The organism is Neorhizobium sp. BETTINA12A, assembly GCF_023006485.1.
In the GTDB taxonomy this organism is placed as follows: domain Bacteria; phylum Pseudomonadota; class Alphaproteobacteria; order Rhizobiales; family Rhizobiaceae; genus Neorhizobium.
The window spans coordinates 1-21,944 of the sequence record NZ_JALBGW010000036.1; the positions used below are offsets into that span (position 1 = coordinate 1).

A 21,944-nucleotide genomic window follows, 5' to 3' on the forward strand; every position below is an offset into this window, starting at 1 on the left:
GTTAAGGTGACGCTGATCAACCCGATCGCGATGGAAGAAAAGCTGCGCTTCGCAATCCGCGAAGGCGGCCGCACCGTCGGCGCCGGCATCGTCGCCTCGATCGTCGAGTAAGTTTTAACGCAGGCGGCCTTGGCCGCTTGCGTATGACACAAAAATGTAGCAAATGGCGCGCGAGCGTGATTTGCCCTCTGCTTCGGGTTCGAGGCAGGCAATGAACAGACAAGGTGGGCCGAAGGCCCGAAGACTGGAAAGGGACGCCGTATTTCGGTGTCCCCTTCGATCTTTGAAACCGGTGGTCCGCCTTAAGGTAAGAGAACAACCCGTGCCCTATTGGGTTGGCACGTGGATAAACAGACAACAAGGATAACGTCGAATGAACGGCCAAAATATCCGCATTCGCCTGAAGGCGTTCGATCACCGCATTCTCGACGCGTCGACGCGCGAGATCGTGTCGACGGCGAAGCGCACCGGCGCAAGCGTCCGGGGCCCCGTTCCGCTTCCGACCCGCATCGAGAAGTTTACGGTTAACAGGTCCCCCCACATCGACAAGAAGAGCCGCGAGCAGTTCGAGATGCGCACGCATAAGCGCCTTCTCGATATCGTTGACCCGACACCGCAGACGGTGGACGCGCTGATGAAGCTCGACCTCGCCGCTGGTGTCGATGTTGAGATCAAGCTCTGAGACTTCTGTCTCGGGCTGAGTGAGAAGGATTGAACCGATGCGTTCAGGTGTAATTGCACAGAAGGTGGGAATGACGCGCGTCTACAACGACGCAGGCGAGCATGTCCCTGTAACCGTATTGCGGTTGGAAAACTGCCAGGTCGTGGCTCAGCGCACCGTAGACAAGAATGGCTACACTGCCGTTCAGCTGGGTGCCGGCACTGCCAAGGTGAAGAACACGACCAAGGCGCTGCGCGGCCATTTCGCCGTTGCCGAAGTCGAGCCGAAGGCGAAGCTCGTCGAGTTTCGCGTTTCCGAAGACAATCTGATCGACGTCGGCACCGAGCTGACGGCGGGTCACTTCACGGCGGGTCAGCTGGTGGACGTCACCGGTACCTCGATCGGTAAGGGTTTCGCCGGCGCCATGAAGCGCCATAACTTCGGTGGTCTCCGCGCCACGCACGGTGTGTCCGTTTCGCACCGTTCGCATGGTTCGACTGGTAACAACCAGGATCCGGGCAAGGTCTGGAAGGGCAAGCGCATGGCTGGTCACATGGGCCAGACGCGTATCACCACCCAGAACCTCGAAGTCGTTTCCACCGACGAGAACCGTGGCCTGATCCTCGTCAAGGGCGCCGTTCCCGGCTCCAAGGGCGCTTGGATCGTCGTTCGCGATGCCGTCAAGTCGGCCGCGAAGTAAGGGAGCCAAGCACATGGAATTTAACGTCAAGACCCTCGAGGGAAAAGACGCCGGCAAGGTAGCCCTGTCGGACGAGATTTTCGGCCTCGATCCCCGCGAAGACATTCTGGCCCGTATGGTTCGTTGGCAGCTCGCCAAGAAGCAGCAGGGCACGCACAAGACCAAGGGTCGTGCTGAAGTCTCCCGCACCGGTGCCAAGATGTACAAGCAGAAGGGTACGGGCCGCGCTCGTCACCATTCGGCTCGCGCTCCGCAGTTCCGCGGCGGCGGCAAGGCTCACGGCCCGGTCGTTCGCAGCCACGAGCATGACCTTCCGAAGAAGGTTCGTGCGCTGGCTCTCCGTCACGCCCTCTCTGCAAAGATGAAGGCTGAAGACATCATCATCGTCGACAACCTGGTTGCCGCCGAAGCAAAGACCAAGGCGCTTGCCGGTTCGTTCGCTTCGCTCGGCCTCACCAACGTGTTGTTCATCGGCGGCGTTGAGCTCGACAGCAACTTCAAGCTCGCAGCCCAGAACATCCCGAACGTCGATGTTCTGCCGGTTCAGGGCATCAATGTTTACGACATCCTGCGTCGCGGCAAGCTGGTGCTTTCCAAGGCTGCGGTGGAAGCTCTAGAGGAGCGTTTCAAGTGACCGACATCCGCCACTATGATGTGATCGTATCTCCCTCGATCACCGAAAAGTCGACGCTGGTATCCGAACAGAACCAGGTCGTCTTCAACGTTGCCAAGACTGCTTCCAAGCCGGAAATCAAGGCTGCCGTAGAGGCGCTTTTCGGTGTGAAGGTCACGGCCGTCAACACGCTTGTCCGTAAGGGCAAGGTGAAGCGGTTCCGCGGCTTCATCGGCAAGCAGAAGGACGTCAAGAAGGCTGTCGTCACCCTGGCCGAAGGTCAGACGATCGACGTCTCCACCGGTCTCTGAGGTATAAGATAATGGCATTGAAAAGCTACAACCCGACGACCCCGAGCCAGCGTCAGCTGGTCATCGTCGACCGGTCCGGCCTCTGGAAGGGTAAGCCCGTTAAGAAGCTCACCGAGGGTCTCTCCAAGAGCGGCGGTCGCAACAACTACGGCCGCATAACCGCCCGCTTCATCGGCGGCGGTCACAAGCGTACCTATCGCCTGGTCGACTTCAAGCGTCGCAAGTTCGACGTCGAAGGCACGGTCGAGCGTCTGGAATACGACCCGAACCGTACGGCCTTCATCGCTCTCGTCACCTATACCGACGGTGAGCAGGCCTACATCCTGGCTCCGCAGCGTCTTGCTGCTGGCGACAAGGTGATCGCGTCCGAAAAGGCCGTCGACGTAAAGCCCGGCAACACTATGCCGCTGCAGTACATCCCGGTCGGCTCGATCGTTCACAACGTCGAGATGAAGCCGGGCAAGGGTGGCCAGATGGCTCGTTCCGCCGGCACCTACGTTCAGCTCGTCGGCCGCGATGCCGGTATGGCGATCCTGCGCCTGAACTCCGGCGAACAGCGCCTCGTACCGGGCTCCTGCCTGGCTTCGATCGGTGCTGTATCCAACCCGGATCACGGCAACATCAACGACGGCAAGGCCGGTCGTACCGTCTGGCGCGGCAAGCGTCCGCATAACCGCGGCGTCGTCATGAACCCGGTCGACCATCCGCACGGCGGTGGTGAAGGCCGCACCTCGGGCGGCCGTCATCCGGTCAGCCCCTGGGGCAAGCCGACCAAGGGCAAGCGCACACGTTCGAACAAGTCCACGGACAAGTTCATCATGCGTTCGCGCCACCAGCGCAAGAAGTAAGAGAGGAAGTCACTAATGGCTCGTTCAGTATGGAAAGGTCCGTTTGTTGACGGCTATCTTCTCAAGAAGGCTGAGAAGGTGCGCGAAGGCGGACGGAGTGAAGTAATCAAGATGTGGACCCGCAGGTCCACCATCCTGCCGCAGTTCGTTGGCTTGACGTTCGGCGTCTACAACGGCAGCAAGCACATTCCGGTCAGCGTCAACGAAGACATGGTCGGACACAAGTTCGGTGAATTCGCTCCCACCCGTACCTATTACGGTCACGGCGCGGACAAGAAGGCGAAGAGGAAGTAATCATGGCGAAGGCTAAGACCGAACGCCGGCTGAAGGATAACGAGGCGCAGGCAGTTGCGCGTACGCTCCGCGTCAGCCCCCAGAAGCTGAACCTCGTTGCCGCCATGATCCGCGGTAAGAAGGTCGAACGCGCGCTTGCAGAACTCGAATTCTCGCGCAAGCGCATCGCCGGCACGGTGAGGAAGACCCTCGAGTCTGCAATCGCCAATGCCGAAAACAACCATGACCTCGACGTCGACGCGTTGATCGTTTCGGAAGCCTATGTAGGCAAGTCGATCGTGATGAAGCGTTTCCACGCTCGCGGCCGCGGCCGTGCATCGCGGATCGAGAAGCCTTTCTCGCATCTGACGATCGTCGTGCGCGAAGTCGAGGAAAAAGGGGAGGCTGCATAATGGGCCAGAAAATTAATCCGATCGGTTTCCGCCTCGGCATTAACCGCACCTGGGACAGCCGTTGGTTCGCCGACAACGCGGAATACGGTCAGCTCCTCCATGAGGACCTGAAGATCCGCGCCTACCTGATGTCGGAACTGAAGCAGGCCGGTATCGCCAAGGTGGTCATCGAGCGTCCGCACAAGAAGTGCCGCGTCACGATCCACTCGGCTCGCCCAGGCCTGATCATCGGCAAGAAGGGCGCTGACATCGAGAAGCTTCGCAAGAAGATCGCGACGATGACCAATTCGGAAACGCATCTCAACATCGTTGAAGTGCGCAAGCCGGAAATCGACTCGACGCTCGTCGCCCAGTCGATCGCCCAGCAGCTCGAGCGTCGCGTGGCCTTCCGCCGTGCGATGAAGCGCGCCGTTCAGTCGGCCATGCGTCTCGGCGCCGAAGGCATCAAGATCACCTGCGCCGGCCGTCTCGGTGGTGCAGAAATCGCCCGTACCGAATGGTACCGCGAGGGTCGCGTTCCGCTTCATACGCTGCGTGCAGACATCGACTACGGTACGGCTGAAGCCGAAACCGCATTCGGTATCTGCGGCATCAAGGTCTGGATCTTCAAGGGCGAAATCCTTGAGCACGATCCGATGGCTTCTGAACGTCGCGCCATGGAAGGCGATGCACAGGGTCCCGCAAGCCGCGAACGCGGCGATCGTGGTGACCGTGGTGATCGCCGCCGCGAAAACGCTTGATCAACGCTGGCGAAAGATAAGCTCGGAGAAGTAAGAAAATGTTGCAGCCAAAGCGTACCAAGTACCGCAAGCAGTTCAAGGGTCGCATCAAGGGTGTGGCCAAGGGCGGCTTCGACCTGGCCTTCGGTGAATTTGGTCTGAAGTCCCAGGAACCCAACCGCGTCAACGCCCGCGAGATCGAAGCGGCCCGCCGCGCGATCACCCGCGCGATGAAGCGCGCCGGCCGTGTCTGGATCCGCGTGTTCCCGGACGTTCCGGTCACCGCAAAGCCGACCGAAGTCCGCATGGGTAAGGGTAAGGGCGGCGTCGAATACTGGGCCTGCAAGGTCAAGCCCGGCCGCATGATGTTCGAGATCGACGGTGTTTCCGAGGAGCTCGCCCGCGAGGCGCTTCGTCTCGGTGCTGCCAAGCTCTCGGTCAAGACGCGCTTCGTACAGCGCATCGCAGAGTAAGGAGCAAGGCACATGAAAGCCGAAGACGTTCGCGGCCTCACGGCCGACCAGCTCAAGGACAAGCTCGCCGACCTGAAGAAGGAGCAGTTCAACCTGCGCTTCCAGAAGGCCACCGGCCAGCTCGAGAAGTCCTCGCGCATCACCGAAGTTCGCAAGGACATCGCCCGCGTGAAAACCATTGCCCGCCAGAAGGCGGCAGAAGCCAAGGCCTAAGGAAAAATAATATGCCGAAACGCATTCTGCAGGGCGTCGTAGTTTCCGACAAGAACGAGAAGACCGTTGTTGTCCGGGTCGAGCGCCGCTTCGCGCATCCGCTGCTTCAGAAGACGGTCCGCCGTTCCAAGAAGTACAAGGCGCATGACGAGAACAACCAGTACAAGGTAGGTGATGTCGTTTCCATCGAGGAATGCGCACCGATCTCCAAGGACAAGACCTGGACGGTTGTTTCCGCCCAGGCTTAATTTGCTTCGGACCTGCGTCTGGGCCTTGCGCCCGGCGTAGAATCCTGTAAGAAGCACCCCACTGGCGCAGGACGCTCGGAAACGAGCGTTCTTTTGCTTTGAGCGCAGGGAAGGTCCTTTTAAGGAAACCACCTTGGCAAGACCCACCCGCGCACAATGAGATTCTGTCCATAAGCCGAAACGGGGCGTCTTTGACGCCCGGTCGTTCCGGTCATTAGAAAAAGGCGACCTGACATGATTCAGATGCAAACAAACCTCGACGTGGCGGATAATTCCGGCGCACGTCGTGTCATGTGCATCAAGGTGCTGGGCGGCTCCAAGCGCAAGTACGCTTCCATCGGCGACATCATTGTCGTTTCGATCAAGGAAGCCATCCCGCGCGGCCGCGTCAAGAAGGGTGACGTGATGAAGGCGGTTGTTGTGCGTACCGCCAAGGACATCCGTCGTCCGGACGGCAGCGTCATCCGCTTCGACAACAACGCAGCGGTCCTCATCGACAACAAGAAAGAGCCGATCGGCACCCGTATCTTCGGACCGGTTCCGCGCGAACTTCGCGCCAAGAACCACATGAAGATCATCTCGCTGGCTCCGGAAGTACTGTAAGGAGCTCATGCGATGAACAAGATCAAGAAGGGCGACAGCGTCGTCGTACTCGCCGGCAAGGACAAGGGCCGTACCGGCGAAGTCCTTCAGGTTATGCCGAAGGAAGACCGCGCCGTCGTGCGTGGCATCAACATGGTGAAGCGCCACCAGCGTCAGTCTCAGACGCAGGAAGCCGGCATCATCAACAAGGAAGCGTCCATTCACCTGTCGAACATCGCGATCGCCGCGAAAGACGGCAAGCCGACCCGCGTTGGCTTCTCCGTCGTCGACGGCAAGAAGGTGCGTGTAGCCAAGCGTACGGGAGATGTGATCGATGGCTGAGGCAAAGTATGAGCCGCGGCTCAAGGCGGAATACAATTCCCGCATCCGCGCCGCGCTGAAGGAGCAGTTCTCCTTCGCAAACGACATGATGATCCCCAAGCTGGACAAGATCGTCATCAACATGGGTGTTGGCGAAGCGACGGCTGACTCGAAGAAGCCTTCCGTGGCTGCTGCCGACCTGGCTGCCATCGCTGGCCAGAAGCCGGTCATCACCAAGGCACGGAATTCCATCGCGGGCTTCAAGGTTCGCGAATTCATGCCGATCGGTGCCAAGGTCACGCTTCGCGGCGCCCGCATGTACGAATTCCTGGACCGTCTGATCAACATCGCGCTCCCGCGCGTTCGCGACTTTCGCGGCCTGAACCCGAAAAGCTTTGACGGCCGTGGCAACTTCGCCATGGGCATCAAGGAACACATTGTGTTCCCAGAGATCAACTACGACAAGGTTGATCAGATGTGGGGCATGGACATCATCGTTTGCACGACGGCTACCAAGGACGACGAAGCACGGGCTCTCTTGAAAGAGTTCAACTTCCCGTTCCGCCAGTAACCGTAACGACGAGCGTTTAGAAGGAACTCCCATATGGCGAAAACCAGCGCAGTTGAAAAGAACAAGCGCCGCCGCAAGACAGTTGCCAACCAGGCCGCCAAGCGTGCGACCCTGAAGGCTACCATCATGAACCAGGAACTTTCGATCGAAGAACGGTTCAAGGCAACTTTGAAGCTCGCTTCTCTGCCGCGCGATGGCTCGAAGACGCGTATCCGCAACCGTTGCGAAGTCACCGGTCGCCCGCGCGCTTTCTATCGCAAGCTCAGGATGTCGCGTATCGCGCTTCGTGAGCTCGGCAATCTCGGCAAGGTGCCGGGCATCGTCAAGTCGAGCTGGTAAGGAGATCGTTAGATGACCATGACTGATCCCTTGGGCGATATGCTCACCCGTATCCGCAACGGCGCAGCCCGCCGCAAGTCGACCGTTTCCACGCCTGCTTCCAAGCTGCGTGCACGCGTTCTCGACGTCCTGCAGGCTGAAGGCTATATCCGCGGTTATTCGGAAATCGACTTCGGTAACGGCAAGGCCGAGATCGAAATCGAACTCAAGTACTACGAAGGCGCGTCGGTGATCCGTGAGATCGGCCGCGTGTCCAAGCCGGGCCGCCGGGTCTATGTCTCGGTAAAGTCCATTCCGCAGGTCGCGAACGGCCTCGGCATCACCATCCTTTCGACTCCGAAGGGCGTGATGGCCGATCACCAGGCTCGCGAACAGAACGTTGGTGGCGAGGTTCTCTGCTCTGTCTTCTAAGGCAGGGTAGGGGAACTCCATAGCGAACAGACAGGATTGAAACATGTCTCGTATCGGTAAAAAGCCCGTTCAGGTTCCTGCAGGGATCACGGCCACTGTTGATGGCCAGAAAGTGACTGCCAAGGGCCCGAAGGGTGAGCTTTTCTTCGTCGCAAACGACGAAATCAAGCTGGAACTCGAAAACAATGCTGTCTCGGTGACCCCGGTCAACGACAGCAAGGATGCTCGTTCGAAGTGGGGCATGTCCCGCACGATGATCGAAAACATCTTCAAGGGTGTGAAGGACGGTTTCGAGCGCAAGCTTGAAATCAACGGCGTCGGTTACCGCGCATCCCTGCAGGGCAAGAACCTGCAGCTGGCGCTCGGTTTTTCTCACGACGTGGTCTACCAGACCCCGGAAGGCATCACCATTGCCGTGCCGAAGCCGACGGAAATCGTCGTCACCGGCATCAATAAACAGCAGGTCGGTCAGGTTGCCGCGGAAATCCGCGAATACCGCGGTCCAGAGCCTTACAAGGGCAAAGGCGTCAAGTACGCTGAGGAACGGATCGTCCGCAAGGAAGGCAAGAAGAAGTAAGGACGACGGATCATGGCTACCAGAAAAGAAGCACTCACCAAGCGTGCGAGCCGTGTTCGCCGCCAGATCAAGAAGGTCGCAAATGGCCGTCCGCGTCTGTCGGTTCACCGTTCGTCCAAGAACATCTATGTCCAGGTCATCGATGACGTGGCCGGCCGCACGCTTGCTGCCGCCTCCACCCTCGATGCCGGTCTGCGCACGTCGCTGAAGACCGGTGCTGACGTTGCGGCTGCTGCCGCTGTCGGCAAGCTGGTTGCAGAACGCGCCACCAAGGCCGGCGTGACGGAAGTCGTGTTCGATCGCGGCGCCTTCATCTATCACGGCCGTATCAAGGCCCTGGCCGAAGCTGCCCGCGAAGGCGGCCTGAGCTTCTAAGAATTTTCGCCCGCATCCCTGAAATAGGGGAGGCGGGCGAAATGCGGTTCGCCGCACTCATAAGTCGTTCCATCCTAGTCCTTCGTGGGCAGGGGATGGTTGGCTCCCGGAAATTGCCCATTGCACCCGGAAAAGAAAAAGGAAAAGAACAATGGCACAAGAAAGAAGAGGCCAGCGCGAAGATCGCCAGAGCCGCGAAGAGCGCGATAGCGAGTTCGTCGACAAGCTGGTCGCGATCAACCGCGTCGCCAAAGTCGTCAAGGGCGGCCGTCGTTTTGGTTTTGCAGCCCTCGTCGTCGTCGGCGACCAGAAGGGCCGCGTCGGCTTCGGCCATGGCAAGGCACGCGAAGTGCCGGAAGCCATCCGCAAGGCGACCGAAAGCGCAAAGCGCGATCTGATCTTCGTTCCCCTGCGTGATGGCCGTACGCTGCATCACGATGTCAACGGCCGCCACGGCGCCGGCAAGGTTCTGCTGCGCTCGGCCAAGGCTGGTACCGGCATCATCGCCGGCGGCCCGATGCGCGCCGTATTCGAAACGCTCGGCGTCCATGACGTCGTCGCCAAGTCGACCGGTTCGTCGAACCCGTACAACATGGTTCGCGCAACGTTCGACGCCCTGAAGCATCAGGTGCATCCGAAGGACGTAGCAGCTCAGCGCGGCATCAAGTATGCAACGCTGCAGACTCGCCGCGCCGCTTCCGGCAATGCGCAGGAAGAATAAGGAGAGCGATAATGGCCAAGAAAGCCACTCAGGCAGAAGCCAAGAAGACGGTTACGGTCGAGCAGACCGGTAGCCCCATCCGCCGCCCGGCCGTCCAGCGTCAGACGCTGATCGGTCTCGGCCTCAACAAGATGCACCGGACCCGTACGCTGGAAGATACTCCTTCCGTTCGTGGCATGATCCGGGCTGTCCAGCATCTCGTTCGCGTCGTCGACGAGAAGTGAGACGGAGGAATTGACCATGAAACTGAATGAGATCAAGGACAACGAAGGCTCTTCCAAGGACCGTATCCGCGTAGGTCGCGGTATCGGTTCGGGCAAGGGCAAGACCGGCGGTCGCGGCGTGAAGGGTCAGAAGGCCCGTTCTGGCGTGGCGATCAAGGGCTTCGAAGGCGGCCAGATGCCGATCTATCGTCGCCTGCCGAAGCGCGGCTTCACCAACATCTTCAAGACTGACTACGCCGTCGTTTCGCTCGGCCGTATCCAGACCGCGATTGATGCCAAGAAGCTCGACCCGAAGGCAACGATCGATGCGGCTGCCCTCAAGGCTGCCGGCGTCATCCGTCGCCCCAAGGACGGCGTTCGCCTCCTCGCCGACGGCGAGCTGACGACCAAGGTTTCGATCGAAGTCGCCGGCGCCTCCAAGGCTGCCGTCGAAAAGATCGAAAAGGCCGGCGCTTCGATCAAGCTGCTCGTCGTAGCCGAAGCAGCAGCCGAATAAATCGTTTAGAAATCGCCCGGTTTGTGCTTCACACCGGGCGATTTTATCTCCATATGTGAGCCTCACGATCCCGAAGCGATCCTGTTGGTCGCCTGACCGGGATCATACGGAAAACAGGGTGAGGCATCCGATTGCATTGGCAATCTCGCGCGCCCGGTTTTTGTGAACCTGAATTTTTAGACTGCTTTCCGGACCTGGCATTTCCCCCGCCGCCGGAGAATTGGTCGGGCGGAGAATTGCATGGCTTCTGCAGCGGAACAACTTGCCTCCAATCTGAATTTTGCGACCTTCGCCAAGGCGGAGGATCTCAAGAAGCGGCTTTGGTTCACCCTTGCGGCACTTCTCGTGTATCGCCTCGGCACCCATATCCCGCTTCCGGGCTTGAACCCCGAAGCCTATGCGCAGGCCTTCCGCGGCCAGGCTGGCGGCATCCTCGGACTTTTCAACATGTTTTCGGGCGGTGCAGTGGAGCGCATGGCGATCTTCGCGCTCGGCATCATGCCCTATATTTCCGCATCGATCATCGTGCAGCTGATGACCTCGGTCGTCCCTTCGCTTGAAAACCTCAAGAAGGAAGGCGAAGCCGGCCGCAAGATCATCAACCAGTATACCCGCTACGGAACGGTGCTGCTCGGCACGCTGCAGGCCTATGGCATCGCGGCCGGCCTCGAAAGTGGCCAGGGCCTGGTGGTCGATCCGGGCTGGTTCTTCAAGCTTTCGACGGTCGTCACGCTGCTGGGCGGCACCATGTTTCTGATGTGGCTCGGTGAGCAGATTACGTCGCGCGGCATCGGCAACGGCATTTCGCTGATCATTTTCTCCGGCATTGCCGCCGGCCTGCCGACGGCGCTTGCCGGCACGCTGGAACTCGGTCGCACCGGCGCTCTGCCGACCGCACTGATTCTCACCGTGCTGGTCGTCGCCATCGGCGTTATCGCGCTGATCGTCTTCGTCGAACGCGCCCAGCGCCGCCTTTTGATCCAGTATCCGAAGCGCCAGGTCGGCAACCGCATGTTCCAGGGCGATACGTCGCACCTGCCGCTGAAGCTCAACACTTCGGGCGTCATCCCGGCGATCTTCGCCTCCTCGCTGCTGCTTCTGCCGGCGACTGCCGCGGGCTTTGCCGGCAATTCCGGTCTGCCGGGCTGGGCGACGATGATCATCTCGGCGCTCGGCCACGGCCAGCCGCTGTTCATGCTGTTCTACGGCCTGCTGATCGCCTTCTTTGCCTTCTTCTACACGGCGATCGTCTTCAATCCGAAGGATACCGCCGATAATCTGAAAAAGCATGGCGGCTTCATTCCGGGCATCCGTCCTGGCGAGCGCACCGCCGAATACATCGATTACGTGCTGACCCGAATCACGGTCATCGGCGCGGTCTACCTTGTCTTCGTCTGCATCCTGCCTGAATTCCTGGTGGCCCGCACCGGCGTGCCATTAGCCCTTGGTGGGACTTCGCTTTTGATTGTTGTCAGTGTAACCCTCGATACGGTAGCACAGATTCAGGGGCACCTCATTGCGCAGCAGTATGAGGGTCTGATCAAGAAGTCGAAACTGCGCGGAGGAAAGAGGGGACGATGAGATTGATTCTTTTAGGGCCGCCGGGTGCGGGGAAGGGGACCCAGGCCCAGCGGATCGTGGAGAAGCACGGTATCCCGCAGCTCTCCACGGGCGATATGCTGCGTGCAGCGGTGGCCGCCGAGACGGAAGTCGGCAAGCGCGCCAAGGCCGTCATGGACGCCGGCAACCTTGTCTCCGACGAAATCGTCAATGCGATCGTCTCCGAGCGTATAGACCAGCCCGACTGCGCCAATGGCTTCATCCTGGATGGCTTCCCGCGCACGCTTGTGCAGGCGGACGCGACCGAGGCGATGCTGAAGGCCAAGGGTCTTGATCTTTCGGTCGTCATCGAACTGCGTGTCGACGACAAGGAACTCGTGCGTCGCGTCTCCGGCCGTTATTCCTGCGCCCAGTGTGGCACGGTCTACCACGACACGGACAAAAAGCCGTCCCAGGAAGGCGTCTGCGACAAATGCGGTTCGACGCATTTCAAGCGCCGTCCGGACGACAATGCCGAGACCATGACCAAGCGCCTCGAGGTCTACTACAAGGAAACCTCGCCGCTGATCGGTTATTACCATGCCAAGGGCAAGCTCAAGGCTGTCGACGGCATGGCGGACATGGACAAAGTCACGTCCGATATCGAAAATATCCTGGCGGCTCTTTGAGCCGTCATCGATCTGTTAAAGAATCTTGGGCGGAGCGGTTGCATTTCAGCACTGATTCCGTTAAACACCGCGCCAACTCGCGACAGCTTTAGCGATCGGCGCGGATTTCCCGCAAGGACATCCGAGACCGGTCGTTTTGACCTGTTCCGTATGGTGTTTGAACTGGCGGCCATAGATCTGGCTGCTTTCATGGAAGAAGTACCACTTGCCGGATGGCAACTGGAACAAGGAGAATAGGCGTGGCACGTATCGCTGGCGTCAACATCCCGACTGCGAAGCGCGTTGTCATCGCGCTGACCTACATTCACGGGATCGGCCCGAAATTCGCATCGGAAATCATGGAGAAGGTCGGTCTTCCGGCTGAAAAGCGCGTCCATCAGTTGACGGACTCGGAAATCCTTCAGATCCGCGAAACCATCGACCGCGACTATCAGGTCGAAGGTGACCTTCGTCGCGAAACCGCGATGAACATCAAGCGTCTGATGGACCTCGGCTGCTATCGCGGCCTGCGTCATCGCCGTGGCCTTCCGGTCCGCGGTCAGCGCACGCACACCAATGCCCGCACCCGCAAGGGTCCGGCAAAGGCGATCGCTGGTAAGAAGAAGTAATTTTCAAGTGAGCAGTGATTAGTGAGCGGTGATTAGTCCTGCTCACTAGCGACTAACGATTGCTCACCTGAGGTGGAGCCGCTGGAATTACGGCGGTGCAGAGATCAACGAAAGGGATAAAATGGCCAAGGAAGCCACCCGCGTCCGTAGACGCGAGCGTAAAAATATCACGTCGGGCGTTGCCCACGTCAATTCTACCTTCAACAACACGATGATCACCATCACCGACGCGCAGGGCAATGCAATTGCCTGGTCGTCTGCTGGTGCGAAGGGCTTCAAGGGTTCGCGCAAGTCGACCCCGTTCGCAGCTCAGATCGCTGCCGAAGACTGCGCCAAGAAGGCTCAGGAACATGGCATGAAGTCGCTGGAAGTCGAAGTCTGCGGTCCGGGTTCCGGCCGTGAATCGGCTCTACGCGCTCTGCAGGCTGCCGGCTTCATGATCACCTCGATCCGCGACGTGACCCCGATCCCGCACAACGGCTGCCGCCCGCGCAAGAAGCGCCGCGTCTGATCGTCGGAAAGCGAAGGGGCTACCGGCGGGTGGCCTCTGTCTGAACTCGGGAATAGCCGCCTGACCCTCCCTGGAGGTTCGGCGGCTTTACCCATATCGCCGATGGACATCGTTTCGATCGGTGCTCCTCATGCTCGGTTGCCACGATTGGATGGTGGCAACGAACGGAAGGTATTTAGTGATGATCCAGAAGAACTGGCAGGAACTGATCAAGCCGAACAAGGTGGAATTCTCCTCCTCCGGCCGTACCAAGGTAACCCTGGTTGCCGAACCTCTCGAGCGCGGCTTCGGCCTGACGCTCGGCAACGCGCTTCGTCGCGTGCTTCTGTCGTCTCTGCGCGGTGCGGCTGTAACCGCCGTGCAGATCGACGGCGTATTGCATGAGTTCTCCTCGATCCCGGGCGTCCGGGAGGATGTGACGGACATCGTGCTCAACATCAAGGAAATCGCCATCAAGATGGATGGCGACGACGCAAAGCGCATGGTCGTGCGCAAGCAGGGCCCGGGCTCGGTAACCGCCGGCGACATCCAGACGGTTGGCGATATCGAGATCCTCAACCCGCACCATGTCATCTGCACCCTCGACGAGGGCGCCGAGATCCGCATGGAATTCACGGTCAACAACGGCAAGGGCTACGTTCCTGCCGATCGCAACCGTGCCGAAGATGCTCCGATCGGCTTGATCCCGGTCGACAGCCTCTATTCGCCGGTCAAGAAAGTGTCCTACAAGGTGGAAAACACCCGCGAAGGTCAGGTTCTCGACTACGACAAGCTGACCATGACCATCGACACCGATGGCTCGGTCACGGGTGAAGACGCCGTTGCCTTCGCTGCTCGCATCCTTCAGGACCAGCTCTCGGTCTTCGTCAACTTCGACGAACCGCAGAAGGACGTCGAAGAAGAATCGGTTACCGAACTCGCGTTCAACCCGGCGCTTCTCAAGAAGGTGGACGAACTGGAACTTTCGGTCCGTTCGGCCAACTGCCTGAAGAACGACAACATCGTTTATATCGGCGACCTCATCCAGAAGACCGAGGCGGAAATGCTGCGCACTCCGAATTTTGGTCGCAAGTCGCTGAACGAGATCAAGGAAGTTCTGGCATCCATGGGCCTCCATCTGGGTATGGAAGTTCCCGCCTGGCCGCCGGAAAACATCGAAGATCTCGCCAAGCGTTACGAAGACCAGTACTGAAATCAACAAAGGCAGGTTTTGACTGCCTTTCCCCGTCAAACAGCGGGCCTCTGATCGAAAGAGATGAGTGCCCGTATGTGCCAGGAAACGGCAGGCCCGAAAATAGATGGGTACCTGCATTAAAGGAGAATAGCCATGCGCCACGGAGTAGCCGGCCGCAAGCTCAACCGTACTGCCAGCCACCGCAAGGCGATGTTCGCCAACATGGCGGCTTCGCTCATCACCCACGAGCAGATCGTCACGACCCTTCCGAAGGCGAAGGAAATCCGTCCGATCGTTGAAAAGCTCGTCACCCTCGGCAAGCGCGGCGACCTGCACGCTCGTCGTCAGGCGATCTCGCAGATCCAGGACCAGGACGCCGTCAAGAAGCTGTTCGACGCCATCGCTTCGCGTTACGCAACCCGCAACGGCGGTTACCTGCGTATCATGAAGGCCGGCTTCCGCCAGGGCGACAACGCTGCCATGGCCGTTATCGAGTTCGTTGAACGCGATGTCGACGCCAAGGGCGCAGCCGACAAGGCTCGTGTTGCTGCTGAAGCAGACGCTGCCGAAGCCGCATAATTTTCCGCATCGTCGGAATTGAAAAAGCCGGGTGGAGACGCCCGGCTTTTTCGCGTTTCCGGCCAACTATGGTGGCGACCTTACCGATCGATCGAACGGCTTGACCTGCGTCAAGAGCTCACCCGGCCAAAGCGATAGGGTCTCGGCATTGAGACAAGATCGTGAGGTACGAAAATGGTTGAGCATGTAGTTTTTGAAAATGCGAAAGACGAACTCGTCATTCCCGCTTTGGCCCCTATCTATGAGAAGCTGGCGCAGCCCATGGCCTGGAGCATATTCCGGCTGGCGGTCGGCGGCATGCTGGTAATCGAGGGATGGCCGAAGATCATTGCGCCGCTGGCGCAGGTAGGCTTCGTCGAAAATATCGGCATGTATCCGGGCTGGTTCTGGTCGCCCTTCCTGGCCGCCCTGCAATTCTTCGGCGGCATGTTCATCGCAGCAGGCCTGTTCACCCGCCCCATTGCGCTCGCTAACGGCGTGATGCTGGCCATGACCCTCTGGTTCCACGTCACCCATCCCTATGGCGACGCTTTCCTGACCCCGGCCGGCATTGAGGCGCTGAAGGCCGGCGGCCAGCAGTTGTTTACGCCGCAGGCATTGGCGCGGCTGAAGGATGGCGGTCACATCTTCCTGGAACAGGTTCAGAGCAAGGCAGAACTGGCTTCGCTGTTCTGGACAGGCGGCGCCTTCCTCTACGCCGCCTTTGGAGGAGGGTACCTGTCGCTCGACCGGCTGCTGTTCCGCAAGCATTTCTGAGCGGGCCTCAAAGACCTTGAACATGAAAGGAGCCGGATCGATGGATCCGGCTCCGTGCGTTGAGGGGGCATCCGTTAAAATGCCGAGGCGCTCGATTCGCCCTTCGCGTCAGCCGTTCTGCCTTGCCCTCTGCGAGGCCACGGGTTTTACCGGTTTGTTATTGGCCCTTTTCCAATTCAGGACCGGCCGTCTGAGGGATCGATAGGCCAGCAGCAGGGCAATCAACCCGATATGCATGAACGGCACCAATGTCACGGACTTGACCGCCAGCGCATAGTGGAGCGCGCCGCCGGCGGCGATCAGGTAGATCAGCTTGTGCAGCTTGTTCCAGCCCTGGGCGAGCTTTCGGATCGACCAGTTGTTGGAGGTGACCGCAAGCGGGATCAGCATCAGCAGGCAGGCAAACCCGATGGTGATATAGGGCCGTTTGGCGATATCGCCGCCCACCGCGCTGAAATCGAAACGCAGGTCGAGCGACACATAGACCGAAAAATGCAGGAGCACGTAATAGAAAGCGATCAGCCCGAGCGCTCGGCGATAACGGATCCAGTTGATGCCGGCGAGATCGCGCAGCGGCATGATCGCGAGCGTTGCGATGATGAACCGCAGCGCCCAGATGCCGAGCTGATGTTCGAACTCCTTGACCGGATTGAAGCCGAGGCCACCGGTCAACCCGAGGTAAAAGTACCAGGCAGCCGGAACGAGCCCGATGACGTAGAGTGCCCAGACGCTTGCCTTGTGATAGCGGCGGGGCAGGGTAGGAAAGCTCGCCATCCTCAATAATTCGCCTTCAAGTCGAGGCCGTCATAAAGGCTTGCTACCTGGTCCGCATAACCGTTGAAGGGCAGCGTGGGGCGGCGGTTGGCACCGAAGAAGCCGCTTTCGCCGATCCGCTGTTCCGTCGCCTGGCTCCAGCGCGGGTGGTCGACTGCCGGATTGACGTTGGAATAGAAGCCGTATTCGCGGGCGTTGGCATTCTTCCAGGTGGTTTGCGGCTGCTTCTCGACCAGCGAAATCTTGACGATCGACTTGATGCTCTTGAAACCGTATTTCCACGGCACGACGAGCCGGATCGGCGCCCCGTTGGGGTTCGGCAGCGTCTCGCCGTAAAGGCCGACCGCGAGGATCGCCAGCGGGTGGCGCGCCTCGTCGAGCCGCAGGCCTTCGACATAGGGCCAGGGCAGCGCCTGGAAAAAGCCCTTCTGGCCCGGCATTTGCTCCGGTCGCACTACGGTTTCGAATGCGACGTATTTGGCGCTGCCGAGTGGTTCGACCTGGTCGAGAAGGGCAGATAGCGGGAAGCCGATCCACGGGATCACCATTGACCAGCCCTCGACGCAGCGCATCCGGTAGGTGCGGTCCTCGAGGGTCATCTTCATCAGTTCCTCAAGCCCGAATTCCTTCGGCTTGCCGACCATTCCATCCACCTTCACCGACCACGGCGTCGGTTTGAAGTCGCCGGAATTGGCGGCCGGATCTTCCTTGTTGACGCCGAACTCATAGAAATTATTGTAGGTGGTGACCGCCTCCTTCGGCGTCGGCGTCTCGTCCAGCTTGAAGGCGCTGGGGCTGGCCGTCAGCGGCGCGGAAAAAGCGCTGTCGGCTCCTGCAAAGGCAAGCCCGGCTGCGGCCGCAGCGCCCATAAAATTCCGGCGCGACATGTAGATATCGCGGGGGGTGATTTCAGAAGCCGGAATATGCGGCGGACGATAGGCGGGCATGTCGAAAATCTCCTCTACGGCAACGAGTGCCTTCTTGCTCCTATACGTAACGCGGAACCGAAAGGTTTCACAGCGGCGGGAAGATTGGTTCGAACCACGTTTGCGTGAAAAACCGGAGGTTTGCGGATGGAAATGCCGTCGATGGAACCCCATTTCGAGTTCTTCAGTTCTCATCGCAGGGCCATTCGCCCGGCAGGAGGAGATTGCCGATGACGGCACGCACATGGGATGCCGGAAGCCACGAAACCCTCGCCGACCGCACTGAGAGACTACGGCGCCTGCGCCGCCTTTCGGGCATTGCGCGGCTGATGGATACGGCAATCGGCATTCCCGGCACCCGCATCCGTTTCGGCGCCGATTCGGTCTTCGGCCTCATCCCGCTCGTCGGCGATGCGGGCGGCGCGCTGGTCGGCCTTTACATCGTCAACGAAGCCCGAAAGCTCGGCCTGCCGACCGCAAAGCTTACCCGGATGCTCGGCAACATTGCCGCGGACTCCTTGCTCGGCAGCGTACCGCTGGCGGGCGATGTCTTCGACCTTTTCTTCAAATCGCACCGCCGCAACGTCAAGATGATCCTCGACCACTTCGATATCCATCCGGATGAACTGCGGGAGAGGTGAACTAGTGAAGCAGAGATGAGGTGCCGTTAAGCTCAATCAAGTCGGCGAGCGCGGCTTTCACCTTTGGTTCAAGCTCTTCCATGGTATCGGCTTCAACAGCCAATCCCTCGATATCGTTGCTCGTCGCGACCCACACGGAGGCTTCCTCGTCCCAGGTGGCGTGAACGATGATCGACATGATGGAGGTCATTGCTTTCTCCAGGCGGCGTTGAAATTAATATAGAGGTTTGGGATCGGGAACACAATTTCGGTTTCTGTAGGTCTTCCCAACCGTACCGCTTTGGCCTGTCGTGATAGTGACACTCCGGGCGCTTTGCGCTAGGAAAGCCACAAAACCACGGGCTTTTTGCGCGCGTCTCCCGAAAGCGGTAGACTGTGCCGGCCCGCAAGAAGAGATCGAGGACAACACCATGCCAGCTTACCGCTCGAGAACCACGACCCACGGCCGCAATATGGCCGGCGCGCGCGGGCTTTGGCGCGCGACGGGCATGAAGGACAGCGACTTCGGCAAGCCGATCATTGCGGTGGTCAACTCCTTCACCCAATTCGTGCCCGGCCATGTGCACCTGAAGGATTTAGGCCAGCTCGTCGCCCGCGAGATCGAAGCGGCAGGCGGCGTCGCCAAGGAATTCAACACGATCGCCGTCGACGACGGCATCGCCATGGGCCATGACGGCATGCTCTATTCGCTGCCGTCGCGCGAAATCATCGCCGACTCGGTCGAATACATGGTCAACGCCCACTGCGCCGACGCCATGGTCTGCATCTCCAACTGCGACAAGATCACCCCCGGCATGCTGAATGCAGCGATGCGCCTCAACATACCGGCCGTCTTCGTCTCCGGCGGCCCGATGGAAGCCGGCAAGGTGGTGCTGAAGGGCAAAACCCATTCGCTCGACCTGATCGACGCCATGGTTGCCGCCGCCGACGACAAGATGAGCGACGAGGACGTCAAGGTCATCGAACGTTCGGCCTGTCCGACCTGCGGCTCGTGCTCAGGCATGTTCACCGCCAATTCGATGAACTGCCTGACCGAAGCGCTCGGTCTGTCGCTGCCCGGCAATGGCTCGGTGCTCGCGACCCATGCCGACCGCAAGCGCCTGTTCGTGGAGGCCGGTCATTTGATCGTCGATATCGCCCGCCGTCATTACGAGCAGGACGACTATTCCGTCCTGCCGCGCTCGATTGCCACCAAGCAGGCTTTCGAGAACGCCATGACGCTCGACATCGCCATGGGGGGCTCCACCAACACCGTCCTGCACATCCTCGCCGCCGCCTATGAAGGCGAGGTCGATTTCAACCTCGACGATATCGACCAGCTCTCGCGCCGCGTCCCGTGCCTCTCCAAGGTCGCGCCGGCCAAGGCCGACGTTCATATGGAAGACGTCCACCGCGCCGGCGGTATCATGTCGATCCTCGGCGAACTGGATAAGGGCGGTCTACTCAACCGCGAGTGCTACACGGTGCATGCCGAAACGCTCGGCGATGCGATCGACCGCTGGGATATCACCCGCACCAGCAGCGAGGCGGTCCGCAACTTCTTCCGCGCAGCACCTGGCGGCATCCCGACCCAGGTCGCTTTCAGCCAGGACGCCCGCTGGGACGAGCTCGACACCGACCGCGAGGCAGGCGTCATCCGCTCCGTCGAACATCCATTCTCAAAGGACGGCGGCCTGGCGGTTCTCAAGGGCAATATCGCCATCGATGGCTGCATCGTGAAGACGGCCGGCGTCGACGACTCGATCCTGAAGTTCACCGGTCCGGCCCGCGTTTTTGAAAGCCAGGATGCCGCCGTCAAGGCGATCCTCTCCAACGAGATCGTCGCCGGCGACGTCGTGGTCATCATCTACGAAGGCCCGAAGGGCGGTCCGGGCATGCAGGAAATGCTCTATCCGACCAGCTACCTGAAGTCGAAGGGCCTCGGAAAGGCCTGCGCCCTCATCACCGACGGCCGTTTCTCCGGCGGCACCTCCGGCCTGTCGATCGGCCACGCTTCCCCGGAAGCGGCTAATGGCGGCACGATCGGCCTGGTGCGCGAAGGCGACAAGATCGAGATCGACATCCCGAACCGCACAATCAACCTCGCGGTTTCGGACGCCGTCCTCGCCGAGCGCCGCAAAGAGCAGGACGCCTCCGGCTGGAAGCCGTCGCAGCCCCGTAAGCGCAACGTCACCACCGCGCTGAAGGCCTACGCCGCGTTTGCGGCAAGTGCTGACAAAGGCGCGGTGCGGATTCTGCCGGAGTAAGACACGGCAGCTGAGTTGAAAAATCACGAGGCGCCGTCCGGTTCACCAGTCGGCGCTTTGTGCTATTCTGATGCTCATGTTGCCCGAGGGATGAGAAATGTCCGAGCTTCATCGCATCACTTTTGATCCGCACGTCTGTTCGGGACCCCCGACAATCCGCGGGCTGCGCATCCGGGTGAAAGATGTCCTGGAACTGTTGGCTTCAGGCGCAACGCAGGAAGAAATTCTGGAAGACCACCCGTCGCTGGAAGCGCCAGACATTGTTGCCGCGCTCGAATACGCCGCCCGTCAAAGCGATCATATCGCGCTAAGCGATGCACAAGCGACCATTCCACAGCCCGATTGTACAACCCTGAAGCTTCGGAAGGGCGATGAGCCTGTTTACACGCTCGAGCCAGATGGCCGCGTGCTGATCTCCCGTGCTTTCCCATCGGTCGACGATCCCTTTGCCACGTTCGATGAGTGGGGTAGCGACGAGGATCGAAAGGCCTATGCCGATCTTTGAGCCGAGCGCGACATTCTCGCCGTAACGCCGAGTGGTCAGGGCGAAAACTCCTAAAGCGGCCGGTTCAAATTCTTATACGCCTCGTCCAGCTGCTTCAGCCTCTCGGCATAAGCTGACCGGATGCATTCGACATCCTCGCCGCAGGCCTGGCGTTTCTTCAGCCAGGCGCTCTGTTCGTCCTGTAGTTTGCCGCGGTTTCCCATTGCCATCAGGCCGGTGAGGATATCGAAACTCGTCACCATCTTCACGTCGGCGTCGTTGAGCGTGCGCGTGTCGCAGATCACCTTCTCGTCGGCGGCAAGATCGCCGCGCTCGCAGTCGAAGCTCGCTGCCGACGCGGTCCGAGGACTGGCTCCGACCGTCAGGCCGATAAGAAGGCCCATCGAGGCGATGGCGATGGTCAAATGTCTCATGGCTGCACTCCTGATCTCGATGCGCAACGCCTGGAGATCAGCTCAGTTCCCAGAGGCTCCAGAGAGCGAAGACGAGACAGCAGAACCAGATGGAAAGGATGAAGGCGAGGCCGGTGCGGCTCGTGGGTCTTTCGGCCCAACGTTCGGCCTGGCTGCGGAACTCGCTCATCAGCGGCGCGGGCACTAGCTTGATCGCAAGGAGAATGCCGAGCGGCACGATCAGCAGATCGTCCAGATAACCGAGAATGGGGATAAAGTCGGGAATGAGGTCGATCGGCGACAGCGCGTAGGCTGCGACCGCGCCGGCCACCAGCTTGGCGTGCCACGGCACGCGGCGGTCGCGCGAAGCGAGCCATAACGCCAGAATGTCGCGTTTCAGCCGTTTTGCCCAGCCTTTCAAACCCGTCAGCCAGCTCATGTTTTTCTCCCGATTTTGACCCTATATAGGGAAAAAGGTTGACGGTTTTCGCCACAATCTCCGTTGTTCCGCCACC

At 60.0% G+C, this 21,944-nt stretch carries 36 protein-coding genes and 1 pseudogene; 32 read left to right on the forward strand and 5 right to left on the reverse strand.

What is annotated here, in order from left to right; all coding sequences use genetic code 11:
• From MOV61_RS12220 to MOV61_RS12360, 29 genes and pseudogenes are all read left to right on the forward strand, one after another.
• Positions 1 to 111, forward strand: a pseudogene (locus tag MOV61_RS12220) (elongation factor Tu); the annotation flags it as partial.
• Between the two features lie 262 nt (positions 112 to 373).
• A complete protein-coding gene (rpsJ, locus tag MOV61_RS12225; protein ID WP_003547547.1) occupies positions 374 to 682 on the forward strand; it encodes a 30S ribosomal protein S10 in 309 nt (102 codons plus the stop codon).
• 37 nt (positions 683 to 719) lie between these two features.
• A complete protein-coding gene (gene rplC / locus MOV61_RS12230) occupies positions 720 to 1,361 on the forward strand; it encodes a 50S ribosomal protein L3 (RefSeq protein WP_037084734.1) in 642 nt (213 codons plus the stop codon).
• A gap of 13 nt (positions 1,362 to 1,374) precedes the next feature.
• Positions 1,375 to 1,995: a 50S ribosomal protein L4 gene (gene rplD / locus MOV61_RS12235; protein ID WP_037084733.1), complete on the forward strand. Its 621-nt coding sequence runs from the start codon at positions 1,375 to 1,377 to the stop codon at positions 1,993 to 1,995.
• Entirely contained in the window at positions 1,992 to 2,285 is a 294-nt protein-coding gene (locus tag MOV61_RS12240; protein WP_007761057.1) for a 50S ribosomal protein L23, read from the forward strand. Before rplD ends, MOV61_RS12240 begins: the two co-directional genes overlap by 4 nt.
• A gap of 11 nt (positions 2,286 to 2,296) precedes the next feature.
• Entirely contained in the window at positions 2,297 to 3,133 is an 837-nt protein-coding gene (rplB, locus tag MOV61_RS12245) for a 50S ribosomal protein L2 (protein ID WP_046636975.1), read from the forward strand.
• A gap of 15 nt (positions 3,134 to 3,148) precedes the next feature.
• Positions 3,149 to 3,427 carry a 30S ribosomal protein S19 gene (rpsS, locus tag MOV61_RS12250; RefSeq protein WP_007770151.1) on the forward strand — a complete coding sequence of 93 codons (279 nt, stop codon included), beginning with the start codon at positions 3,149 to 3,151 and terminating at the stop codon, positions 3,425 to 3,427.
• A 2-nt stretch (positions 3,428 to 3,429) separates the two neighbouring features.
• The gene (gene rplV / locus MOV61_RS12255; protein WP_247034005.1) at positions 3,430 to 3,819 is read left to right on the forward strand and encodes a 50S ribosomal protein L22; all 390 of its coding nucleotides are present in this window, start codon (positions 3,430 to 3,432) and stop codon (positions 3,817 to 3,819) included.
• Positions 3,819 to 4,559 (forward strand): 30S ribosomal protein S3, encoded by a 741-nt coding sequence (gene rpsC / locus MOV61_RS12260; RefSeq protein WP_007770147.1) that lies wholly within the window; start codon positions 3,819 to 3,821, stop codon positions 4,557 to 4,559. Before rplV ends, rpsC begins: the two co-directional genes overlap by 1 nt.
• A 38-nt stretch (positions 4,560 to 4,597) precedes the next feature.
• Positions 4,598 to 5,011, forward strand: coding sequence for a 50S ribosomal protein L16 (gene rplP / locus MOV61_RS12265; protein WP_007770145.1), 414 nt, complete (start codon positions 4,598 to 4,600; stop codon positions 5,009 to 5,011).
• Positions 5,012 to 5,023: 12 nt separating this feature from the next.
• A complete protein-coding gene (gene rpmC / locus MOV61_RS12270) occupies positions 5,024 to 5,224 on the forward strand; it encodes a 50S ribosomal protein L29 (protein ID WP_007770142.1) in 201 nt (66 codons plus the stop codon).
• Positions 5,225 to 5,235: 11 nt separating this feature from the next.
• Positions 5,236 to 5,472: a 30S ribosomal protein S17 gene (rpsQ, locus tag MOV61_RS12275; RefSeq protein WP_037084728.1), complete on the forward strand. Its 237-nt coding sequence runs from the start codon at positions 5,236 to 5,238 to the stop codon at positions 5,470 to 5,472.
• A 234-nt stretch (positions 5,473 to 5,706) separates the two neighbouring features.
• Positions 5,707 to 6,075 carry a 50S ribosomal protein L14 gene (rplN, locus tag MOV61_RS12280; protein ID WP_007770138.1) on the forward strand — a complete coding sequence of 123 codons (369 nt, stop codon included), beginning with the start codon at positions 5,707 to 5,709 and terminating at the stop codon, positions 6,073 to 6,075.
• Positions 6,076 to 6,087: 12 nt separating this feature from the next.
• Entirely contained in the window at positions 6,088 to 6,396 is a 309-nt protein-coding gene (gene rplX, locus MOV61_RS12285) for a 50S ribosomal protein L24 (RefSeq protein WP_038542152.1), read from the forward strand.
• Positions 6,389 to 6,946 (forward strand): 50S ribosomal protein L5, encoded by a 558-nt coding sequence (gene rplE, locus MOV61_RS12290; protein ID WP_038542155.1) that lies wholly within the window; start codon positions 6,389 to 6,391, stop codon positions 6,944 to 6,946. The genes rplX and rplE overlap by 8 nt, the downstream gene beginning before the upstream one ends.
• A gap of 33 nt (positions 6,947 to 6,979) precedes the next feature.
• Positions 6,980 to 7,285: a 30S ribosomal protein S14 gene (rpsN, locus tag MOV61_RS12295; protein WP_007770129.1), complete on the forward strand. Its 306-nt coding sequence runs from the start codon at positions 6,980 to 6,982 to the stop codon at positions 7,283 to 7,285.
• A 12-nt stretch (positions 7,286 to 7,297) separates the two neighbouring features.
• On the forward strand, positions 7,298 to 7,696 hold the full coding sequence (rpsH, locus tag MOV61_RS12300; RefSeq protein WP_038542158.1) for a 30S ribosomal protein S8: 399 nt from the start codon (positions 7,298 to 7,300) through the stop codon (positions 7,694 to 7,696).
• A 43-nt stretch (positions 7,697 to 7,739) separates the two neighbouring features.
• A complete protein-coding gene (gene rplF, locus MOV61_RS12305; protein ID WP_247034003.1) occupies positions 7,740 to 8,273 on the forward strand; it encodes a 50S ribosomal protein L6 in 534 nt (177 codons plus the stop codon).
• Between the two features lie 12 nt (positions 8,274 to 8,285).
• Positions 8,286 to 8,648 (forward strand): 50S ribosomal protein L18, encoded by a 363-nt coding sequence (gene rplR, locus MOV61_RS12310; RefSeq protein ID WP_024164298.1) that lies wholly within the window; start codon positions 8,286 to 8,288, stop codon positions 8,646 to 8,648.
• A gap of 151 nt (positions 8,649 to 8,799) precedes the next feature.
• A complete protein-coding gene (gene rpsE / locus MOV61_RS12315) occupies positions 8,800 to 9,369 on the forward strand; it encodes a 30S ribosomal protein S5 (protein WP_038542164.1) in 570 nt (189 codons plus the stop codon).
• Positions 9,370 to 9,380: 11 nt separating this feature from the next.
• Positions 9,381 to 9,593, forward strand: coding sequence for a 50S ribosomal protein L30 (gene rpmD, locus MOV61_RS12320; RefSeq protein WP_037084714.1), 213 nt, complete (start codon positions 9,381 to 9,383; stop codon positions 9,591 to 9,593).
• A 16-nt stretch (positions 9,594 to 9,609) separates the two neighbouring features.
• Entirely contained in the window at positions 9,610 to 10,089 is a 480-nt protein-coding gene (gene rplO / locus MOV61_RS12325; protein WP_038542167.1) for a 50S ribosomal protein L15, read from the forward strand.
• 240 nt (positions 10,090 to 10,329) lie between these two features.
• Positions 10,330 to 11,670 carry a preprotein translocase subunit SecY gene (secY, locus tag MOV61_RS12330; protein ID WP_038542171.1) on the forward strand — a complete coding sequence of 447 codons (1,341 nt, stop codon included), beginning with the start codon at positions 10,330 to 10,332 and terminating at the stop codon, positions 11,668 to 11,670.
• Positions 11,667 to 12,317, forward strand: a complete 651-nt coding sequence (locus MOV61_RS12335) for an adenylate kinase (protein ID WP_038542174.1) — start codon at positions 11,667 to 11,669, stop codon at positions 12,315 to 12,317. Before secY ends, MOV61_RS12335 begins: the two co-directional genes overlap by 4 nt.
• Positions 12,318 to 12,556: 239 nt before the next feature.
• On the forward strand, positions 12,557 to 12,925 hold the full coding sequence (rpsM, locus tag MOV61_RS12340) for a 30S ribosomal protein S13 (protein WP_037084707.1): 369 nt from the start codon (positions 12,557 to 12,559) through the stop codon (positions 12,923 to 12,925).
• A gap of 121 nt (positions 12,926 to 13,046) precedes the next feature.
• Positions 13,047 to 13,436 (forward strand): 30S ribosomal protein S11, encoded by a 390-nt coding sequence (gene rpsK / locus MOV61_RS12345; protein ID WP_007766864.1) that lies wholly within the window; start codon positions 13,047 to 13,049, stop codon positions 13,434 to 13,436.
• Positions 13,437 to 13,617: 181 nt separating this feature from the next.
• Entirely contained in the window at positions 13,618 to 14,628 is a 1,011-nt protein-coding gene (locus MOV61_RS12350) for a DNA-directed RNA polymerase subunit alpha (RefSeq protein WP_038542179.1), read from the forward strand.
• Between the two features lie 135 nt (positions 14,629 to 14,763).
• Positions 14,764 to 15,189, forward strand: coding sequence for a 50S ribosomal protein L17 (gene rplQ / locus MOV61_RS12355; protein WP_007766870.1), 426 nt, complete (start codon positions 14,764 to 14,766; stop codon positions 15,187 to 15,189).
• 174 nt (positions 15,190 to 15,363) lie between these two features.
• Entirely contained in the window at positions 15,364 to 15,945 is a 582-nt protein-coding gene (locus MOV61_RS12360; RefSeq protein ID WP_247136765.1) for a DoxX family protein, read from the forward strand.
• A gap of 108 nt (positions 15,946 to 16,053) precedes the next feature.
• Here the strand turns inward: MOV61_RS12360 and msrQ are convergent, their stop codons facing one another.
• Together msrQ and msrP are read right to left on the reverse strand one after the other, a co-directional pair.
• Entirely contained in the window at positions 16,054 to 16,719 is a 666-nt protein-coding gene (msrQ, locus tag MOV61_RS12365) for a protein-methionine-sulfoxide reductase heme-binding subunit MsrQ (RefSeq protein ID WP_247136766.1), read from the reverse strand.
• A gap of 2 nt (positions 16,720 to 16,721) precedes the next feature.
• Positions 16,722 to 17,666, reverse strand: a complete 945-nt coding sequence (msrP, locus tag MOV61_RS12370) for a protein-methionine-sulfoxide reductase catalytic subunit MsrP (protein ID WP_247136767.1) — start codon at positions 17,664 to 17,666, stop codon at positions 16,722 to 16,724.
• Positions 17,667 to 17,875: 209 nt separating this feature from the next.
• Between msrP and MOV61_RS12375 the strand changes: the two genes are divergently transcribed.
• Positions 17,876 to 18,286, forward strand: a complete 411-nt coding sequence (locus MOV61_RS12375) for a DUF4112 domain-containing protein (protein WP_247136768.1) — start codon at positions 17,876 to 17,878, stop codon at positions 18,284 to 18,286.
• A 1-nt stretch (position 18,287) separates the two neighbouring features.
• Here MOV61_RS12375 and MOV61_RS12380 read toward each other — a convergent pair whose 3' ends face one another.
• A complete protein-coding gene (locus tag MOV61_RS12380; protein WP_046601444.1) occupies positions 18,288 to 18,476 on the reverse strand; it encodes a DUF1902 domain-containing protein in 189 nt (62 codons plus the stop codon).
• Between the two features lie 220 nt (positions 18,477 to 18,696).
• Between MOV61_RS12380 and ilvD the strand changes: the two genes are divergently transcribed.
• Together ilvD and MOV61_RS30455 are read left to right on the forward strand one after the other, a co-directional pair.
• Complete coding sequence (ilvD, locus tag MOV61_RS12385; protein ID WP_247136769.1) at positions 18,697 to 20,532, forward strand: dihydroxy-acid dehydratase; 1,836 nt, start codon at positions 18,697 to 18,699, stop codon at positions 20,530 to 20,532.
• A gap of 97 nt (positions 20,533 to 20,629) precedes the next feature.
• Entirely contained in the window at positions 20,630 to 21,037 is a 408-nt protein-coding gene (locus tag MOV61_RS30455) for a DUF433 domain-containing protein (RefSeq protein WP_309493806.1), read from the forward strand.
• A gap of 50 nt (positions 21,038 to 21,087) precedes the next feature.
• On the opposite strand, the gene MOV61_RS12395 is transcribed toward MOV61_RS30455, so the two are convergent.
• Together MOV61_RS12395 and MOV61_RS12400 are read right to left on the reverse strand one after the other, a co-directional pair.
• Positions 21,088 to 21,450: a lysozyme inhibitor LprI family protein gene (locus MOV61_RS12395; protein ID WP_408962377.1), complete on the reverse strand. Its 363-nt coding sequence runs from the start codon at positions 21,448 to 21,450 to the stop codon at positions 21,088 to 21,090.
• A 37-nt stretch (positions 21,451 to 21,487) separates the two neighbouring features.
• Entirely contained in the window at positions 21,488 to 21,868 is a 381-nt protein-coding gene (locus tag MOV61_RS12400) for a YkvA family protein (protein ID WP_038542208.1), read from the reverse strand.
• Positions 21,869 to 21,944: the final 76 nt, after the last annotated feature.

Excerpts from the sequence above, each read along its gene's own strand:
- msrQ (WP_247136766.1), bottom strand. The coding sequence starts at position 16,719 with ATGGCGAGCTTTCCTACCCTGCCCCGCCGCTATCACAAGGCAAGCGTC.
- rplE (WP_038542155.1), top strand. The coding sequence starts at position 6,389 with ATGGCTGAGGCAAAGTATGAGCCGCGGCTCAAGGCGGAATACAATTCC.
- rplQ (WP_007766870.1), top strand. The coding sequence starts at position 14,764 with ATGCGCCACGGAGTAGCCGGCCGCAAGCTCAACCGTACTGCCAGCCAC.
- rplF (WP_247034003.1), top strand. The coding sequence starts at position 7,740 with ATGTCTCGTATCGGTAAAAAGCCCGTTCAGGTTCCTGCAGGGATCACG.
- MOV61_RS12360 (WP_247136765.1), top strand. The coding sequence starts at position 15,364 with ATGGTTGAGCATGTAGTTTTTGAAAATGCGAAAGACGAACTCGTCATT.
- MOV61_RS12395 (WP_408962377.1), bottom strand. The coding sequence starts at position 21,450 with ATGAGACATTTGACCATCGCCATCGCCTCGATGGGCCTTCTTATCGGC.
- rplC (WP_037084734.1), top strand. The coding sequence starts at position 720 with ATGCGTTCAGGTGTAATTGCACAGAAGGTGGGAATGACGCGCGTCTAC.
- rpsC (WP_007770147.1), top strand. The coding sequence starts at position 3,819 with ATGGGCCAGAAAATTAATCCGATCGGTTTCCGCCTCGGCATTAACCGC.
- rpmC (WP_007770142.1), top strand. The coding sequence starts at position 5,024 with ATGAAAGCCGAAGACGTTCGCGGCCTCACGGCCGACCAGCTCAAGGAC.
- rplP (WP_007770145.1), top strand. The coding sequence starts at position 4,598 with ATGTTGCAGCCAAAGCGTACCAAGTACCGCAAGCAGTTCAAGGGTCGC.
- rplX (WP_038542152.1), top strand. The coding sequence starts at position 6,088 with ATGAACAAGATCAAGAAGGGCGACAGCGTCGTCGTACTCGCCGGCAAG.
- rpsS (WP_007770151.1), top strand. The coding sequence starts at position 3,149 with ATGGCTCGTTCAGTATGGAAAGGTCCGTTTGTTGACGGCTATCTTCTC.
- rpsK (WP_007766864.1), top strand. The coding sequence starts at position 13,047 with ATGGCCAAGGAAGCCACCCGCGTCCGTAGACGCGAGCGTAAAAATATC.
- MOV61_RS12375 (WP_247136768.1), top strand. The coding sequence starts at position 17,876 with ATGACGGCACGCACATGGGATGCCGGAAGCCACGAAACCCTCGCCGAC.
- MOV61_RS12380 (WP_046601444.1), bottom strand. The coding sequence starts at position 18,476 with ATGACCTCCATCATGTCGATCATCGTTCACGCCACCTGGGACGAGGAA.
- MOV61_RS30455 (WP_309493806.1), top strand. The coding sequence starts at position 20,630 with ATGTCCGAGCTTCATCGCATCACTTTTGATCCGCACGTCTGTTCGGGA.
- rplV (WP_247034005.1), top strand. The coding sequence starts at position 3,430 with ATGGCGAAGGCTAAGACCGAACGCCGGCTGAAGGATAACGAGGCGCAG.
- MOV61_RS12400 (WP_038542208.1), bottom strand. The coding sequence starts at position 21,868 with ATGAGCTGGCTGACGGGTTTGAAAGGCTGGGCAAAACGGCTGAAACGC.
- secY (WP_038542171.1), top strand. The coding sequence starts at position 10,330 with ATGGCTTCTGCAGCGGAACAACTTGCCTCCAATCTGAATTTTGCGACC.
- rpsH (WP_038542158.1), top strand. The coding sequence starts at position 7,298 with ATGACCATGACTGATCCCTTGGGCGATATGCTCACCCGTATCCGCAAC.
- rplB (WP_046636975.1), top strand. The coding sequence starts at position 2,297 with ATGGCATTGAAAAGCTACAACCCGACGACCCCGAGCCAGCGTCAGCTG.
- rpmD (WP_037084714.1), top strand. The coding sequence starts at position 9,381 with ATGGCCAAGAAAGCCACTCAGGCAGAAGCCAAGAAGACGGTTACGGTC.
- MOV61_RS12335 (WP_038542174.1), top strand. The coding sequence starts at position 11,667 with ATGAGATTGATTCTTTTAGGGCCGCCGGGTGCGGGGAAGGGGACCCAG.
- rplN (WP_007770138.1), top strand. The coding sequence starts at position 5,707 with ATGATTCAGATGCAAACAAACCTCGACGTGGCGGATAATTCCGGCGCA.
- rpsJ (WP_003547547.1), top strand. The coding sequence starts at position 374 with ATGAACGGCCAAAATATCCGCATTCGCCTGAAGGCGTTCGATCACCGC.
- ilvD (WP_247136769.1), top strand. The coding sequence starts at position 18,697 with ATGCCAGCTTACCGCTCGAGAACCACGACCCACGGCCGCAATATGGCC.
- rplR (WP_024164298.1), top strand. The coding sequence starts at position 8,286 with ATGGCTACCAGAAAAGAAGCACTCACCAAGCGTGCGAGCCGTGTTCGC.
- rplO (WP_038542167.1), top strand. The coding sequence starts at position 9,610 with ATGAAACTGAATGAGATCAAGGACAACGAAGGCTCTTCCAAGGACCGT.
- rpsQ (WP_037084728.1), top strand. The coding sequence starts at position 5,236 with ATGCCGAAACGCATTCTGCAGGGCGTCGTAGTTTCCGACAAGAACGAG.
- MOV61_RS12350 (WP_038542179.1), top strand. The coding sequence starts at position 13,618 with ATGATCCAGAAGAACTGGCAGGAACTGATCAAGCCGAACAAGGTGGAA.
- rpsN (WP_007770129.1), top strand. The coding sequence starts at position 6,980 with ATGGCGAAAACCAGCGCAGTTGAAAAGAACAAGCGCCGCCGCAAGACA.
- rplD (WP_037084733.1), top strand. The coding sequence starts at position 1,375 with ATGGAATTTAACGTCAAGACCCTCGAGGGAAAAGACGCCGGCAAGGTA.
- msrP (WP_247136767.1), bottom strand. The coding sequence starts at position 17,666 with ATGCCCGCCTATCGTCCGCCGCATATTCCGGCTTCTGAAATCACCCCC.
- rpsE (WP_038542164.1), top strand. The coding sequence starts at position 8,800 with ATGGCACAAGAAAGAAGAGGCCAGCGCGAAGATCGCCAGAGCCGCGAA.